This window comes from Paenibacillus taichungensis (genome assembly GCF_047302525.1).
Lineage (GTDB): Bacteria > Bacillota > Bacilli > Paenibacillales > Paenibacillaceae > Paenibacillus > Paenibacillus taichungensis_B.
On the sequence record NZ_CP168020.1, the window covers coordinates 4,338,106 to 4,352,433 of the forward strand.

A 14,328-nucleotide genomic window follows, 5' to 3' on the forward strand; every position below is an offset into this window, starting at 1 on the left:
CATAACTCAACTTCGATGATACAACTCAGTATACATCACATGGGACAACGGAACCATGGGAAAATATCGTCTAACTCCCATGTAGCTATCTTACCCAAAAAGAACCCATCTGCCACAGTCATACTTGACTTGGAGAAGGGTTCTCTGGTATATCGCTTATTTTATGCGTTCACACAGCCAATTTGCAGCTTAAACCAGCACGTTACCAAGTGATCTTACAGGTTCGCTGAAGCCAAATTCCGGCTTAACGTTGCGCGTAGGATATGCCCACTTCACTCCATTGCTGATCACTTTTAAAATTTCCGGATTGTAGAAGGTCGGGTATGTTTCATGACCTGGACGGAAATAGAAGATTTTGCCTGAACCGCGGAGGAACGTACATCCGCTCCGGAATACCTCTCCGCCTTGGAAGTTGCTTACAAACACCAGCTCATCCGGCACTGGAATATCGAAGAATTCCCCGTACATTTCTTCTTTTTCCAGAATAATCTTGCTATTGATGCCCTCGGCAATCGGATGGGATGGATTCACACACCAGATAATCTCCTGCTCATTAGCTTCACGCCATTTCAGATCACAACTTGTGCCCATCAGCGCTTTGAATGGCTTGGAGAAGTGACCGGAGTGCAGCACAATCAACCCCATACCATCCAGGACCCGCTGTGCAACCTTCTGTGAAATCTCGTCGCTCACGCGATCATGCGCCATATGTCCCCACCATATAAGCACATCTGTAGAATTCAGCACCTCATCACTTAATCCATGCTCAGGCTGATCCAGTGTTGCAGTGCGAATGGCAAAGCCTTCGCCTCCCAGTCCGTTTGCCAACGCCATGTGCAAACCGTCTGGGTAGACTTCTTTTACTTCATCGTGAATTTTCTCATGGACAAATTCATTCCAAATGGTGACGTTAATCATATTCAATTTCCCCCTAGTGTAACTCTAAACCCACCACATATCTCCCAGCGGCTCTTCAATCAATACTTGTTGGAGATTTTGCACAGCTTTAGAGAATCCTTCTTCTACCGACATCAGACCATCTTCGTGTTCAATACTTACGACATAATCATATCCAACCAGACGCAGAGCGCTAATAATATCAGCCCAAGTCTTGTTATCGTGACCATAACCGACCGAGCGGAATTGCCAAGCACGATCAAGCATGTTTGTATAATCCTGCATATCTGTTACACCATATTTGTTCACGTTAATTGGATCAATAGTTGTATCTTTCGCATGGAAGTGATGAATCGCGCCTTCACGTCCCAAAATGTGGATCGCTTGTACCGGATCAATACCTTGCCACCACATGTGGCTTGGGTCAAGGTTGGCGCCAATCACTTCGCCTGCTGCTTCACGCAGTCTCAGCAAGGTAGCTGGTGTATGCACCGAGAATCCACCGTGCAGCTCCAGTCCCACTTTCACATTGTGATCTGCAGCGAACTTGCCCCACTCTGTCCAGTAAGGGATAACTTTGTTGTCCCATTGCCATTTAAGAACTTCTTGGAAGTCATTCGGCCATGGTGCAACAGGCCAGTTTGGATATTTGGCATCCTCATGGTCTCCTGGACAACCGGAGAATGTATTTACAACAGGCACTTCCAGTTTCTCAGCCAGTTCTACCGTCTTAACAAAATCATCGTGGAATCCTTTCGCAATATCCTTTTGTGGATGGAGCGGGTTACCGTGGCAGCTCAATGCGCTGATAGTCAGGCCACGTGATTCTACTGCATTTTTGAAGTTTTTCAATGCTGTCGGATTACTCAGAAGCTCATCCGGTTTACAATGAGCATTCCCTGGATGTCCACCAGTTCCGATTTCTACTGCTTTCAAGCCTTTGGATGCAACATAGTCGAGTGCATCCTCCAATTTACGTCCTCCGAATAGTACCAAAAATACGCCGAGTTTCAAGTGCGATTCCTCCCTAGATTAAATATCATATTAATTGCTGGTTTTATGAACCATGAACTGCATAAATATACCGTTCAGATCACATGATTGTATCGTTATTGTGGAAAATCAAGAGCTTTTCTATCCTGAAAATAAACGTAAGAATACTGGTTATTTCATTGGAAATGACATCCGGTCGGTTTAGTCGAAATAAACCGCTTTGCCTGTCTGAGCAGACTCGTAGATTGCTTCAAGGATCTGAGTAACCACGATGGCTTGTTCAGGTTTTACAACTGGATCTTTGTCTTCAATGATCGCTTCAAGCCACATTCTAGCTTCACGATCCGCTTCATTTTCTGCACTACCGGAATAAAAAGCAACCCCGCCTGCGTCCAGATCTACCTTAGTTTCAAACAGACGGCTGCGTTTCTCGCCATTGATACGCAGACCATCTTTCATATCCGCGCCACCTTCTGTTCCGCAAAGCAGTGATTTCGCTTCGCCGAACTCAGCTACGTTCAGCGCCCAGCTGGACTCGATGATAATTGTAGCCCCATTTTCCATCGTCACAAAGCCGAATGCAGAATCCTCTACCTTGAATTGTTCCGGGTCCCACGGACCAAAAGCATTGGCCGCATTCTCACGTTGACCCAGCTTGTGGAAAGTTGAGCCCATAACACTCTTCGGCTTGTAATTATCCATCAGCCAAAGAGTCAGGTCCAGCGCATGTGTACCGATATCAATCAACGGTCCTCCGCCCTGCTTTTCCTCATCAAGAAACACACCCCAGGTAGGTACAGCACGGCGGCGAAGTGCAATCGCCTTACCAAAATAAATATCGCCCAGCTCGCCTTCTTCACACATTTGTTTCAGGTATTGGCTGTCATTGCGGAATCGGTTCTGATACGCAATGGATAACTTTTTGCCTGTACGTTGTGCGGCTTCCAGCATAGCCTGCGCTTGTGCAGACGTCTTCGCCATTGGCTTTTCACACATTACATGTTTGCCCGCCTCAAGAGAAGCGACCGTAATCACGGAATGGGAGTCGTTTGGTGTACACACGTGCACCACATCAATGCTCTCATCCTTCAGCATCTCGTGATAATCCGTATATACTTTGGCTCCTTCAGCACCGAATTCGGCTGCTGCCTCCTCCGCACGTTCTTTCACAATGTCACAGAAAGCGACCATACGGCCCTGAGATTGTTTGGACAGGCTGGGCATATGTTTACCTTTGGCGATTCCGCCACAACCTACGATGGCGATATTAAGTACTTTAGACATGAACAAGTCCTCCATTAGCGGCATATTTTCTAATCCAGTTCATACTGCTCTCGATGCTTTGCAGTGGAGGATTCTGACATACATCCTGTTCCACAACAAGCCACTCGGCTCCCGCCTGATCTGACGCTGTAGCTACAGCCCCCAGATCTACCTCGCCTTGGCCAAATTCCACTGTCAGGACTTGACCTTCTGAACGACGCATGTCTTTCCAGTGGACCAGTGGCAGACGTCCCGCATACTTCGCGATGACTTCAGTTGGCGGGTATCCTGCGGCGTGAGCCCAACACGAATCCAGCTCCACTTGCAGGTGGGAAGCGGTTACGGTATCATACATCGCGTATAACGCCGGCTGACCCTCAACCTGCTCTGTAAATTCAAAATCATGATTGTGATACATTAACACCATGTCCTGCGCTGCACATTTCTCACCAATCTCATTCAGGGAAGCAAATACGTTATCCCATTGCCGTTGTTCTTCCGACAGATAAGGGACAATCAGGTTTTTGTTTCCGATGGCTTTGTGATAAGCGATCACGCCATCGAGATCCTCAAGCAGACTATTGTACTGAACATGGGTACCCACGATCTCCAGACCGAATTCATCCAGAATGGCCCTTACTTCTTCCGGGCTATGCCCGTAAAAGTTGTGGAACTCTACGCCTTGATATCCAAGCTCTGCAACCTTGGCGAGTGTACCTTTGAAATCGCGCTCCAGTTCATCACGTACCGTATATAGCTGTAATCCAACCTTCAACATTTACCGGTTCACCTCATCCGAAATCAATTAGTGTGACTGTACAGCCTCTGACTGATTTTCATCTGTATTGTTTTCTGCTCCTGCTTGATAAGTGCTCTCCAGCTGGATGTGTTTGCCCTCAAGCGAGGAGCGCTGGAACGCATGCATAGCTTCAAGCACATGGTAGGCGAGCTTACCGCTGGCCTTGTGTTCGCGTCCGGCTCGAATGGATTCAACCATTTCGGTAACGCCGATTCCACGCTCGTTCTGTCTGCTTTCAAAAGCAGGCGTCACAGTCTCCCATGTGTCCTGACCGAATCTGCGCAGCTTCACTTCCCCATTAAAAAAGTTCGGGTCCGGTATACTCAATGTGCCTTCGGTACCGTAAATTTCAATTCGTGGCAAATCCGAAGCGCCCCGGATATCGAAGCTGGTGATCATTGTTGCAATGGCACCTTCCTCAAAATCAATCGTTCCTGCCAGATGTGTTGGTGTCTGTACCTCAAGAGGTGTACCTTCCTTCGGTCCGGAACCAATAACGCGATCTGTGATCTGTACACCTGCTGAGGAACTAATTCTGCGAATCGGTCCAAGGAGGGTAATCAGAGCTGTCAAATAGTAAGGGCCCATATCGAACATCGGTCCGCCACCAGCGACATAAAAGAACTCCGGATTCGGATGCCAAGCCTCCGGCCCTCCACCCATAAAGAATGAAGTTGCTGCAATCGGCTTGCCGATCTGTCCTTCTTCAATGGCCTTGCGCGCAGTCTGAATGCCCGATCCAAGGAACGTATCCGGTGCTGAACCGACATACAACCCTTTTTCCTCAGCCAGTTCAATTACCTTGCGACCATCCTCAAGAGAGATTGCCAGTGGTTTCTCGGCATACACATGTTTGCCTGCTTCAAGCACAGCCAGATCAGTCATGGCATGACTGCCAGGAACCGTGAGGTTTAGCACAAGCTCAATCTCGTTATCTCGCAGCAACTCATCTACATTGTAAACGTTTGCGATATTGAATTCATCAGCTCGTTCTTGTGCCCGTTCACGGATCAAATCCGCAACAGCCACCACTTCAATGAGAGGATTATCTTTGAAATTTTCCAGATAAATGGCGCTAATGTTACCGCAACCAATAATGCCCGCTTTCATTTTCTCCACAGTGGTGTTCATCTCCTTATGAGTGGTGAGAACCTGTAACTTGCATATTTGTAATTGAAGGTTTTGCGCTTAATTGTTGCACTTGAATTTAATACTATGGTATTCCGTTTCGGCTTCAATTAAAATGAATAATATGATCGAAACATGAACTATCTGGTCATAATTTTCAAATTGCAAGGAGTATGCCAATGCCGACTGATTATTCCTGCCAGGTTCTTACAGCAGGCTTCTCGTTTCATCGCAAACCTTATATAGGCTTGCATCCTGAGGGAGTAAAGAATTACCTGATGAGGCTCCAGACGGACGGACGTTGCCGAGCTCGTGTAGACGGCGCCATGTCGCTTGTTGATGCGGGTGATCTGCTTCTTTTTAGTCCAGATGAGCCGTATGAACTGAGAATAGACAAAGAGCAAAATCCGATGGGTGAACGACTTGTGGAGAGTGGTGATTACCATATTTTCTTCAATGGGGACTGGGTGGATGAGTGGTGGAAACATCACAAGCGGCCGAACCGGATCAAGGTGCAGCTAACCGAAAGCCTGCTCACCCTGTTTCGACAGCTCGTACTGGAGCAGCGCCGTATTTCCAATCCTTACCCTGAAATCGCCAGTTATTATATGCGAATTCTTTGTCTTGAAGTGGATCGTATGCTCTCGGAGCATCCGACGAATACCAATACCAACTATGTGGCATATGAGATTAAAAGTTACATCGAGGAGAACGCTTCTTCTCTATTCAAGCTTGAAGATATAGCTACCCATATTGGAATCAGTGTCTCACGGGGAGTTCATCTCTTCAAAGAAGCGTTCGGTAAAAGTATTATGCAATATACACTGGATGTACGACTGAACATGGCCAGGGAACGGATCATTTTCAGTCCAATGACACTTGAACATGTAGCCGAATCTTCCGGCTTTAACAATTATACGTATTTCCACCGGGTATTCCGCTCCCGGTTCGGCATGTCGCCCAAAGAATTCCGCGTCATTCACCGGGAACAGATGTAATCGCTTCATTAATACGTATACGTATTATTCGTAACCGAAACTTATTTGCGCGCGGCAATCGCCTCGGATACAACCATAGCCAGGTCTTCATTACCAAACATGGATAGCACACCCAATACAGTGTCGTCAGGAATGTCACCGGCTTCCTCCTTGGATACAACTAGCTTCAGCACCTGCTGCAAACGCTCATTGCTCAGTTGTTCCGGGTAGGCTTGCCGGTACATCTCTTCCGGATCCAGTCCATGATTGACACACCACTGGGCAAATACCAGAATCATCATTTCCTCTTCCTGTTTATACGTCTCAATTACAGCTTCCTCAATTTGTTTGTTCCGTTCTTTTTCATATTCATCCATGGTATTATTCTTCCTCCAATATCGTTTAATGAATCATTGGTGCGGAAGGCTTCATTTACACTCCCGCACGACCTTCTGCAAGATTAACCGCGAATAAGCTGTTCGGCCAGGTCATGACTGTCCATGACGTGACTTGCACTTATGGCACAGTCATCCGGGGTTTCAAGATTTTCCAAAAATTGATCAATCGCTCCCGTGAATCCTCTTCGGGTCAAAATACTTTCCCAGCTGCCAAAGGTTTCCTTGCGTTCCTGTGCACCGCGTTCCTCATACTTCGCTATTTCCATGTTCAGCACTTCTACCGATCTTCCTCCACCATACAGCTCAAGCTTCTCCAAATCCGCTCCTGCTTGGCGTACCATATCGAATCTGCCAAATGCCGTTCTGCCCAGCTTGGCTGATCCAGCCGCATGCAACAGTCGGTCCAAGTCATTTTTACGTATCCATTGATGGAGCAACTGCACATTGTGATCCGAATACCATAACATCAGGTCAAGAATATGAATCAGATCATCATAGATGGTTTCCGCAGCAGGACGATCCTGAATACCAGTCCGATGCTTAGTAACTGTCAGCGATTCAAAACCCTGTCCAGCCTGCATCCATTCTTTCGCATTTTGATACAACGGTGCAAATCTCCGGTTAAAACCTACCGCCAAAAGAAGACCCTGTGCTTCCGCAAATGCGGTCATTTCTTCCGACTCCCGTAACGTATAGGACAGCGGTTTGTCCACGTATACTGCCAGCCCGCGCTCCAAACATTGCATAACGATGTCAAAATGAGCTTCTGTCACTGTATGTACAAACACCGCATCCAGATCCCAGGACAACAATTCTTTCATATCCGTTGTTCCATTGTTCAATCTATAGGTATGCTGTATTTCCTTCACCGGCTCGGGAGAACGGTTCATAATCCCCGCAATTTCCACGTTCGAGTGGGCAGTCAACAGCGGCAAATATACTTTACGTGCAATATCCCCGAGTCCGATGATCGCAGCACGGGTTTGCTTGGTTGTTTCCATTATGATCATTCCACCTTCAGATGAGTTCTATATTTCTACGTCCTATAGTGTAACCCTTCAGACAGCAACATGCCAGTGATTGCAGCTAGAACCGGCACGAATTGTCCATCCTTTGGTTGAACGTGGTAAACTTTAGAGAGAAAGCAATACGGATTGGGATACAGTAAGACCTTCCTGGTCTGAAAGGAGCGTTTGGGATTTTGCGAAAATGGGTATGGCTCCTCTTATATGTTTTACTTGCCGGAGTCACGTTTATTTACAGATATGAACTACTGGCCTGGACCGATCTGCATCAGTCCATTCCAATTCTACTCGCTATGGCGACGTTGTTTGCTCTTGTACCCGTAATTCCGTACAAAATCGTCATTATTGCCTTTGGCTACAGTTATGGTACTGCAACAGCAGCCTGGATATGCTGGCTTGGCACTACGCTCGCTGCACTGCTGGTATACACCGGAGCAAGGACGATATTCCGAAATCAGGCCAGATCCTATCTCGAACGCATTCGGGGTTTGAATCGGTTTACAACATGGATGGAGGCTCATCCCTTCATGGGTATCGTGTCTATGCGACTGCTGCCCATCGTTCCCCAAATGGCGGTTAATATCTATGCGGGCATTACCTACACCCCATTTTGGATCTTCATGGTTGCGACGGCGATTGGCAAACTGCCTGCGATTTTTGTTTTTGCCTATGCGGGTGCACAAGCAGAAACATCAATCTGGGTGAGCCTGCTAATCCTTGCCGGTTATCTGGTGTTCATGACGATAATATTGCTCTTGTTTCGCTTACGCTCTCGTAAAAAAGTCTAAGTGGGAACAGTCAGAAACATTTCAGATTCATCCTCTTTACGATCCTGCTTGGTTGGCTTGCCAATTCGGGATATAATAGAAGAGTAAGCCAAAATATTATTCTTCATCAGAAATGGAGTGACTATAGCATGGAACAACATACAAGTGAAAAAGCAACTTTTGCAGGCGGGTGCTTCTGGTGTATGGTATCCCCCTTCGAGGAACTACCCGGCATTCATAAGATTGTATCGGGTTATACAGGAGGACATACTGAGAACCCAACATATGAGGAGGTCTGCTCGGAAACGACAGGTCACGTAGAGGCCGTTCAAATTACGTTCGACCCGGCCATCTTCCCATATGAGAAGCTCGTTGAATTGTTCTGGCAACAGATCGACCCAACGGATACGGGTGGACAATTCCATGACCGTGGATCATCTTATCAGACGGCCATCTTCTATCACAGTGAAGAACAACGCCAGATCGCAGAAGCTTCCAAAGCAGCTTTGGCAGAAAGCGGACGTTTTGACAAACCAATCTTCACACCGATTTTGCCAGCGAAAACGTTCTATGAAGCAGAGGAGCATCACCAAGGTTACCATCACAAAAACCCTGCGCACTACAAACGGTACCGTAAAGGTTCCGGACGCGAAGACTTTATCGAACGCAACTGGTCCGGCAAAGTGGATAAAGACGGCCTGAAAGAGCGTCTGACGCCGCTGCAGTTCGAAGTTACCCAGAACAACGCAACCGAACCAGCGTTCCATAACGAGTTTTGGGATCACCACGGTGACGGAATTTACGTGGACATCGTATCCGGTGAACCACTGTTCAGCTCCACTGACAAATACGATTCCGGCTGCGGCTGGCCAAGTTTCACCCGTCCACTGCGGGACTACAATGTGAAGGAAAAAACGGATCTCAGCCACTTCATGATTCGTACCGAAGTGAGAAGTCGTGAAGGGGATTCCCATTTGGGTCACCTGTTCAACGACGGCCCTGCCGAAGCTGGTGGAATGCGTTATTGCATCAATTCCGCAGCCCTTCGTTTTGTACCCAAAGAAGACCTGGAAAAAGAAGGATACAGCGAATACGCCGTACTGTTTAATTAAGTAATGGTTCAATGAAGTAACGGAATTTAATGAAGCGCTAGCGAATCGACAGCACCTTAAAAGGACAATTCACGTGGAATGCTAATTTTAACGAACTTCAGTCACGTTGTTCCGATGAAATCTAGGGAACACCTGCTGCAGAACATGCAAATCGACGAAATAACGTCTCTACGATTCGTTAAACCGCAGACCTGAAGGAATTGGAGCTAATAGCTTATACTCAGTTCGTTAGACATTAATTAAGACTAAAAAGGGGCTTCCCGTCATCTTTCATGACGTATGGAAGTCCCCTTTTTATTTTGTTTTTTTGTATATAGATTGAAGTTGGCTTACATCATACTCACAATCCAGCCGATCCAATAGGCAAATGGAATCAATAACAACTGAGCCAACAATGTGCCAAATAAACGGGATACAAGCATACAGCCATAGATTTGATTCATTCGATCCAGCCGGATTTCACCGCGCAGAGATTTGTCGCTGAGCAACGAAATACGAGGATCAATCAGGATGGTTAACAAAATGGTCGCTACTCCATTAATGAGTCCGGTGGATTGCGAAGCAGCTACAGCCTGCCCCGGATAAAGATACGCAGCGTAAAGACTGGACAGGACTCCAGTCGTATAGATTGCTGTCACCGCTATGTTCAACGTCATTAGACGTCTGGGCATTCCGTTGTGTACTAATAACTTTGCCATTTTCCATGATGGTGGAGTAATGTAATACATCGCATTCTTAATCTTACTGCGTTTCAGCAGGCCTCGAACCATGGAAGGAATCGACCCTGCCGCCTCAAAATGAACGACCATTCGCGAAGCGAGTTTGACCATGGTTGGAAAACTTATAATAGCCAAGGCCGTTCCTACCGTAGCCGCACCCATCAGCCAGTGCAGTTGCGCTGCAAAGTGTGGATTCCCTCCATTCGTCGCAGTATCCACCAGACTGCCTACCATCGGCCCTTGGGCCATATTGGAGGTACGTGACACCAGCAGCAAAATTCCGGACAGGGACAAGGCCAGCGCTATTCTGCGAGTACGCAATCCCCCAAGGCGCAGTGCATAGGACAGACTGTCAGCTGCATGAATAAGCATGGTAAACAACATAGGAATGGCTAAGCTCAAACTAAACATATGTATATCTCCTTATCTTTCCTAATGTGCTTCTATTATACTTTTAATCATGGAAGTATTATACTCCTCATCCACATAAAAGTATAGAAAAGCGTTAAGAAGTTGAACGGTATAATGCAAAAAAACTACAGTAAACGGTTCGAGGTTCTCCACAATAATCGTTTATTCATCCGTGTACAGGGTAATATACAAATAACTTATATTGTACAGGAGGGAATCAATATGCCGTGGAACAAACAGGATTATCCCGTTTCCATGAAAAATCTGGAGCCTCGTGTCAGACATAAGGCCATCGAGATTGCCAATGCACTGCTGGATGACGGTTACGAGGAAGGACGCTCCATTGCGATCGCTACTGCAAAGGCAGAAGAATGGGATGAGAATCATCCCACATCGAAGCATTCGAAGCAGGCTACAAAACATTCTTCATCAGACAGCAAATCGGAGCAGGGAAAATCTTCATCTCCACGCCGTCATTCCGAACCTGTCTCTTCTTCCAAAAGCCATGATAATATTCATGTTGTTCCTACCGACTCTGGCTGGGCCATCAAGGAAGAAGGTCAATCTAAATCTCTGGCTACGTTCCGAACCAAAGCCGAAGCTGTGGATGTTGCCAAAGAAAAGAGTGAAAAACAGAACATTCGGGCTATTATCCATAATGAAGATGGTCAAATTGCCTCTTCCATCAAGCCTTGAGTGAATCTGTTCTAAAATAGGATATATCGTGAATGTATTACGTTAATATTTTTACTGAAGGCAAGCAAAAAAGCCCTTTCGCCGCTAATGGAATGATTCCCATCAAGCATGCAAAAGGGCTTTGTGTTTGGTATGAGGCAAGCCCACCTTATCCGAACAACATTCATTTCGAATAGGGTGGTCGTTTCGTTTAATGCGAAACCCCTCTAGCCACTGGAGCTCGTTGTGAAGCACCGCTGACTACTTTGGCTGCAGTCGACACGGGCAGTTTCACAGCTGAGGTCGTAACCGTCCGGCGAGCCGGGAAACTGACCATGTACGTAATCACTTTACTGGCAATCCATACGGCCAGAATGGTATATAAAGTTTCTTTTACCGGTAGAAAGAAAAGCGACAATCCGAGTACAAACGCATCGCTGACAAAGAAAACCGTTCCCAGCTTCCAGCCCTTCCAACGGCTAATGAGCACCGCCAAAATGTCATCTCCGCCTGTCGCTCCTCCGAATCGAAGCACCATGCCAGCTCCCACGCCGGTGATAACACCGGACAGGACTGCCGGAACCCACAGATTACCGTGAAACGGAATGACGAGGGTGGAGTACCGCTCAAACCCGTCATAGAACAATGAGAATGCGGCCACACCCAGCAGCGCCTGAATCATGAACTTCCAGCCCTTGAGGAACCAGGCCAGAATCATGACTGGAATATCCAGCAGCAGCATGCCGATAGCAGGTGATAAGCCTGTCGCGTACTTTCCAAGCAGGGCCAGACCGACAAATCCGCCCTCCGATAAATGATTCTGAAAATTAATGTGATAGTAGGCAAATGCCAAGATAAATGTTCCGAGCAGCATAATGGCGAACTTTCCCGCCTCTGTCTTAACTTGTTGTAAGGTTAACGATGTTCTCTTCATTCAAGTTCCCTCGCAGTTTGTAAAGGTTGGTTTGCACCGACCGTACCCTGCAAAAGGCAAGCCTGGAAGAAATCATCGTAATTGTCCTTCGAATATTATTCATTCCAATCCCCTCTTTCGCAGAGTCAGCCGTTTTTTTCTTTACGGTGGTGTACTCTACAAGGGGCGCTAAGTGTAAGAGAGATCGTAACGTTTCCAGATCGTCCTTGGGGAAATTATCCTTCGGGAACTCATGGTATCCTGATCCTTTCTGTCTGTTGGTGGTTAGCTGTGCTTGGTTAAACGAATTGAAATATCACACTATGCACAAAGTCGAACGTCTGATATCACACTTAACCCACTTCGATTGCAGTACCCTCTTTCGATCGCTGTTATCCACGAATTTTTCTGATCCCATATTTCAAATAGGAAAATTCGTTGATAAAGGCGAACGCTTCGCTTCTACAGACGGGTTCTGCACTCTTCGTTCCTGTGTGAATGTAAGTTCAACATGATTCAAAACGTGTAATCGTTCATTCTGCTTAAACACCAAAGCTAACTTGCTTGTTCTTCTATTATATAACACCGATGTGATTGGGTCGAAACAGCAGACCCTTCAAATATGCGCAAAAAGCACACTCTGGCCTGCTTGAGCCGCCAAACAGCCACACCAGGACAAGCTTCTCTAACTAATGGTGCTACCTGCTCCTTCATTCTATGACTGAAGCTTCCAAATATAACTGTCCAGTCACCCAACTGTGACAATTTGGGTCCATTTTTTATTTTTCCGCGGATTTTAAAGGAATCATTTGCCTCTTGCACATACACTATAGCAAATGTAATCGGCTTATCTTGGGTCCAGCTAAACGTTTCCAGACTTACTCTGCTGTTTATGGTATAATATAACAATTGATTCCCACTACCGTTTAAGCGAGGCGGATTGATGAAAACGTTAAAGCCAAGAGTCTTTATTGGCTGCTCGCTGGAAGCGAAGCCGATTGCAGCCGCAGTACACGAAAACTTGCGTTTCTCGGCCGAAGTTACCCCTTGGTACTCCGGAGTTTTTAATCCAAGCAGTTATACCATGGACGATCTGGAAACAGAAGTTCGTACGACTGACTTTGCCATTTTTATTTTTCATCCGGATGATATATCGAAAATTCGCGGGAAGTACTATGCCTCTGTCCGTGATAATACAATGCTGGAAATGGGTTTGTTTATGGGTCGGCTAGGACGAAAGCGTATTTTTTTCATTCTCCCTGAAGATATTACGGACATCAAAGACGCTTCCAAGATCGAAGGTTTACGCATGCCTACAGACCTGCTGGGTTTAAATCCTCTGGTTTATGAAATTCGTTCAGACGGGAAATGGGCGCCAGCCGTCTCGGTGGCCTGTTCCAAAATCGCAGACAGCATTGAAGAACAGGGACGATGGAGCGATCCCGAAGTGGAAAAAATCATTGAGAAACACAAGAGGTCTGAGGGCGAAGCCCGGTTACAGTTGCTCAAGCTGCTGCGATTCTTCAGGGAGTTACTGCGTACCCGCAAAGCAGATTCGGTTATGTTGGAGCGAATGAGCGATGCACTTCGAAGTGCATTTGTATCCCTTCCTCCATTTGCCGTGCGTGGGACTGCCATATACCGTACAGATGACAGTGGTCATATTGAACAATTATGTGGTAATGTTGGGGAACCGGGGAGAAAATATAACTTGTCCGCCAACGACGACAAACAGCCTGATGATCCGAAGCGAATTCTGGTTATTGATTCTTACCGGGAGAACAAAATCAAGATCAATCTCTACGACGACTACCTTGAGAAAGAGTATCTGCTATGCTATCCTGTAGCCAAGAGGTATGTAATCACGGTCCATATTATTGGACATATTGAAGCGGATGAGGCGATATTTCAGCAGATGGATTTGGAGAACCGTCATCTGTTCAACGCCATCAACGATTTGTTAGGAGGCGAACCGGAATGAAACCGGAAACGAAAAAAATAAGCAAGCGCTGGGGCAGCGAGAAAAAGGTACGCCTCAGTTCTGCGCCCGAATCATCACGACCGGTTCCGGAACCCAAAGAAGAAGATCGTTTCCACAAACCGGCCGTACCGCTAACTACGATTGGCCCTTCGCTGAAGGGTAAGGAAAGACCTTACAAAGTGATTCTGGAAAAAGAGGCTCTTTACGAGAAGCCTCAGTATCTGGCTTAACCGCTTTATGCTCATATACAACTCTGCCGTCTGGTTCGGC

The 14,328-nt window shown here is 46.6% G+C and carries 15 protein-coding genes; 6 read left to right on the forward strand and 9 right to left on the reverse strand.

The features are described from left to right. Nucleotides 1-189 precede the first annotated feature (189 nt). From ACDJ58_RS19395 to ACDJ58_RS19415, 5 genes are all read right to left on the reverse strand, one after another. Complete coding sequence (locus tag ACDJ58_RS19395) at nt 190-918, reverse strand: ThuA domain-containing protein (protein ID WP_091001546.1); 729 nt, start codon at nt 916-918, stop codon at nt 190-192. Nucleotides 919-942: 24 nt separating this feature from the next. Next, a complete protein-coding gene (locus ACDJ58_RS19400; protein ID WP_024631039.1) occupies nt 943-1,911 on the reverse strand; it encodes a sugar phosphate isomerase/epimerase family protein in 969 nt (322 codons plus the stop codon). A 180-nt stretch (nt 1,912-2,091) separates the two neighbouring features. After that, nucleotides 2,092-3,174, reverse strand: a complete 1,083-nt coding sequence (locus ACDJ58_RS19405; protein ID WP_274567693.1) for a Gfo/Idh/MocA family protein — start codon at nt 3,172-3,174, stop codon at nt 2,092-2,094. Then, entirely contained in the window at nt 3,167-3,931 is a 765-nt protein-coding gene (locus tag ACDJ58_RS19410; RefSeq protein ID WP_413372446.1) for a sugar phosphate isomerase/epimerase family protein, read from the reverse strand. The genes ACDJ58_RS19405 and ACDJ58_RS19410 overlap by 8 nt, the downstream gene beginning before the upstream one ends. Nucleotides 3,932-3,958: 27 nt before the next feature. Then, on the reverse strand, nt 3,959-5,071 hold the full coding sequence (locus tag ACDJ58_RS19415) for a Gfo/Idh/MocA family protein (protein WP_413372447.1): 1,113 nt from the start codon (nt 5,069-5,071) through the stop codon (nt 3,959-3,961). Between the two features lie 188 nt (nt 5,072-5,259). On the opposite strand from ACDJ58_RS19415, the gene ACDJ58_RS19420 reads away from it, so the two are divergent. Next, entirely contained in the window at nt 5,260-6,078 is an 819-nt protein-coding gene (locus tag ACDJ58_RS19420; RefSeq protein WP_413372449.1) for an AraC family transcriptional regulator, read from the forward strand. A 41-nt stretch (nt 6,079-6,119) separates the two neighbouring features. Here the strand turns inward: ACDJ58_RS19420 and ACDJ58_RS19425 are convergent, their stop codons facing one another. Continuing rightward, a complete protein-coding gene (locus ACDJ58_RS19425; RefSeq protein ID WP_379441304.1) occupies nt 6,120-6,434 on the reverse strand; it encodes a hypothetical protein in 315 nt (104 codons plus the stop codon). A gap of 83 nt (nt 6,435-6,517) precedes the next feature. Continuing rightward, nucleotides 6,518-7,456 (reverse strand): Gfo/Idh/MocA family protein, encoded by a 939-nt coding sequence (locus ACDJ58_RS19430; RefSeq protein ID WP_413372451.1) that lies wholly within the window; start codon nt 7,454-7,456, stop codon nt 6,518-6,520. Nucleotides 7,457-7,656: 200 nt separating this feature from the next. On the opposite strand from ACDJ58_RS19430, the gene ACDJ58_RS19435 reads away from it, so the two are divergent. Beyond that, nucleotides 7,657-8,268, forward strand: a complete 612-nt coding sequence (locus tag ACDJ58_RS19435; RefSeq protein ID WP_413372453.1) for a TVP38/TMEM64 family protein — start codon at nt 7,657-7,659, stop codon at nt 8,266-8,268. A gap of 128 nt (nt 8,269-8,396) precedes the next feature. Continuing rightward, complete coding sequence (gene msrA / locus ACDJ58_RS19440) at nt 8,397-9,359, forward strand: peptide-methionine (S)-S-oxide reductase MsrA (protein WP_413372455.1); 963 nt, start codon at nt 8,397-8,399, stop codon at nt 9,357-9,359. Between the two features lie 329 nt (nt 9,360-9,688). Here msrA and ACDJ58_RS19445 read toward each other — a convergent pair whose 3' ends face one another. After that, on the reverse strand, nt 9,689-10,489 hold the full coding sequence (locus ACDJ58_RS19445; protein ID WP_413372457.1) for a lipid II flippase Amj family protein: 801 nt from the start codon (nt 10,487-10,489) through the stop codon (nt 9,689-9,691). Between the two features lie 222 nt (nt 10,490-10,711). Here ACDJ58_RS19445 and ACDJ58_RS19450 point away from each other — a divergent pair, with 222 nt between their 5' ends. Then, nucleotides 10,712-11,185: a DUF2188 domain-containing protein gene (locus tag ACDJ58_RS19450; RefSeq protein ID WP_413372459.1), complete on the forward strand. Its 474-nt coding sequence runs from the start codon at nt 10,712-10,714 to the stop codon at nt 11,183-11,185. Nucleotides 11,186-11,375: 190 nt separating this feature from the next. On the opposite strand, the gene ACDJ58_RS19455 is transcribed toward ACDJ58_RS19450, so the two are convergent. Then, nucleotides 11,376-12,098 carry a YitT family protein gene (locus tag ACDJ58_RS19455; protein WP_413372461.1) on the reverse strand — a complete coding sequence of 241 codons (723 nt, stop codon included), beginning with the start codon at nt 12,096-12,098 and terminating at the stop codon, nt 11,376-11,378. Nucleotides 12,099-13,020: 922 nt separating this feature from the next. Here ACDJ58_RS19455 and ACDJ58_RS19460 point away from each other — a divergent pair. Next, nucleotides 13,021-14,058 carry a nucleotide-binding protein gene (locus tag ACDJ58_RS19460; RefSeq protein WP_163755096.1) on the forward strand — a complete coding sequence of 346 codons (1,038 nt, stop codon included), beginning with the start codon at nt 13,021-13,023 and terminating at the stop codon, nt 14,056-14,058. After that, entirely contained in the window at nt 14,055-14,288 is a 234-nt protein-coding gene (locus ACDJ58_RS19465) for a hypothetical protein (protein WP_064636670.1), read from the forward strand. Before ACDJ58_RS19460 ends, ACDJ58_RS19465 begins: the two co-directional genes overlap by 4 nt. Nucleotides 14,289-14,328 lie beyond the last annotated feature (40 nt).

Coding starts and splice junctions, on each gene's coding strand:
- ACDJ58_RS19410 (WP_413372446.1), bottom strand. CDS start 3,931: ATGTTGAAGGTTGGATTACAGCTATATACGGTACGTGATGAACTGGAG.
- ACDJ58_RS19425 (WP_379441304.1), bottom strand. CDS start 6,434: ATGGATGAATATGAAAAAGAACGGAACAAACAAATTGAGGAAGCTGTA.
- ACDJ58_RS19455 (WP_413372461.1), bottom strand. CDS start 12,098: ATGAAGAGAACATCGTTAACCTTACAACAAGTTAAGACAGAGGCGGGA.
- ACDJ58_RS19430 (WP_413372451.1), bottom strand. CDS start 7,456: ATGGAAACAACCAAGCAAACCCGTGCTGCGATCATCGGACTCGGGGAT.
- ACDJ58_RS19395 (WP_091001546.1), bottom strand. CDS start 918: ATGATTAACGTCACCATTTGGAATGAATTTGTCCATGAGAAAATTCAC.
- msrA (WP_413372455.1), top strand. CDS start 8,397: ATGGAACAACATACAAGTGAAAAAGCAACTTTTGCAGGCGGGTGCTTC.
- ACDJ58_RS19445 (WP_413372457.1), bottom strand. CDS start 10,489: ATGTTTAGTTTGAGCTTAGCCATTCCTATGTTGTTTACCATGCTTATT.
- ACDJ58_RS19450 (WP_413372459.1), top strand. CDS start 10,712: ATGCCGTGGAACAAACAGGATTATCCCGTTTCCATGAAAAATCTGGAG.
- ACDJ58_RS19465 (WP_064636670.1), top strand. CDS start 14,055: ATGAAACCGGAAACGAAAAAAATAAGCAAGCGCTGGGGCAGCGAGAAA.
- ACDJ58_RS19405 (WP_274567693.1), bottom strand. CDS start 3,174: ATGTCTAAAGTACTTAATATCGCCATCGTAGGTTGTGGCGGAATCGCC.
- ACDJ58_RS19420 (WP_413372449.1), top strand. CDS start 5,260: ATGCCGACTGATTATTCCTGCCAGGTTCTTACAGCAGGCTTCTCGTTT.
- ACDJ58_RS19460 (WP_163755096.1), top strand. CDS start 13,021: ATGAAAACGTTAAAGCCAAGAGTCTTTATTGGCTGCTCGCTGGAAGCG.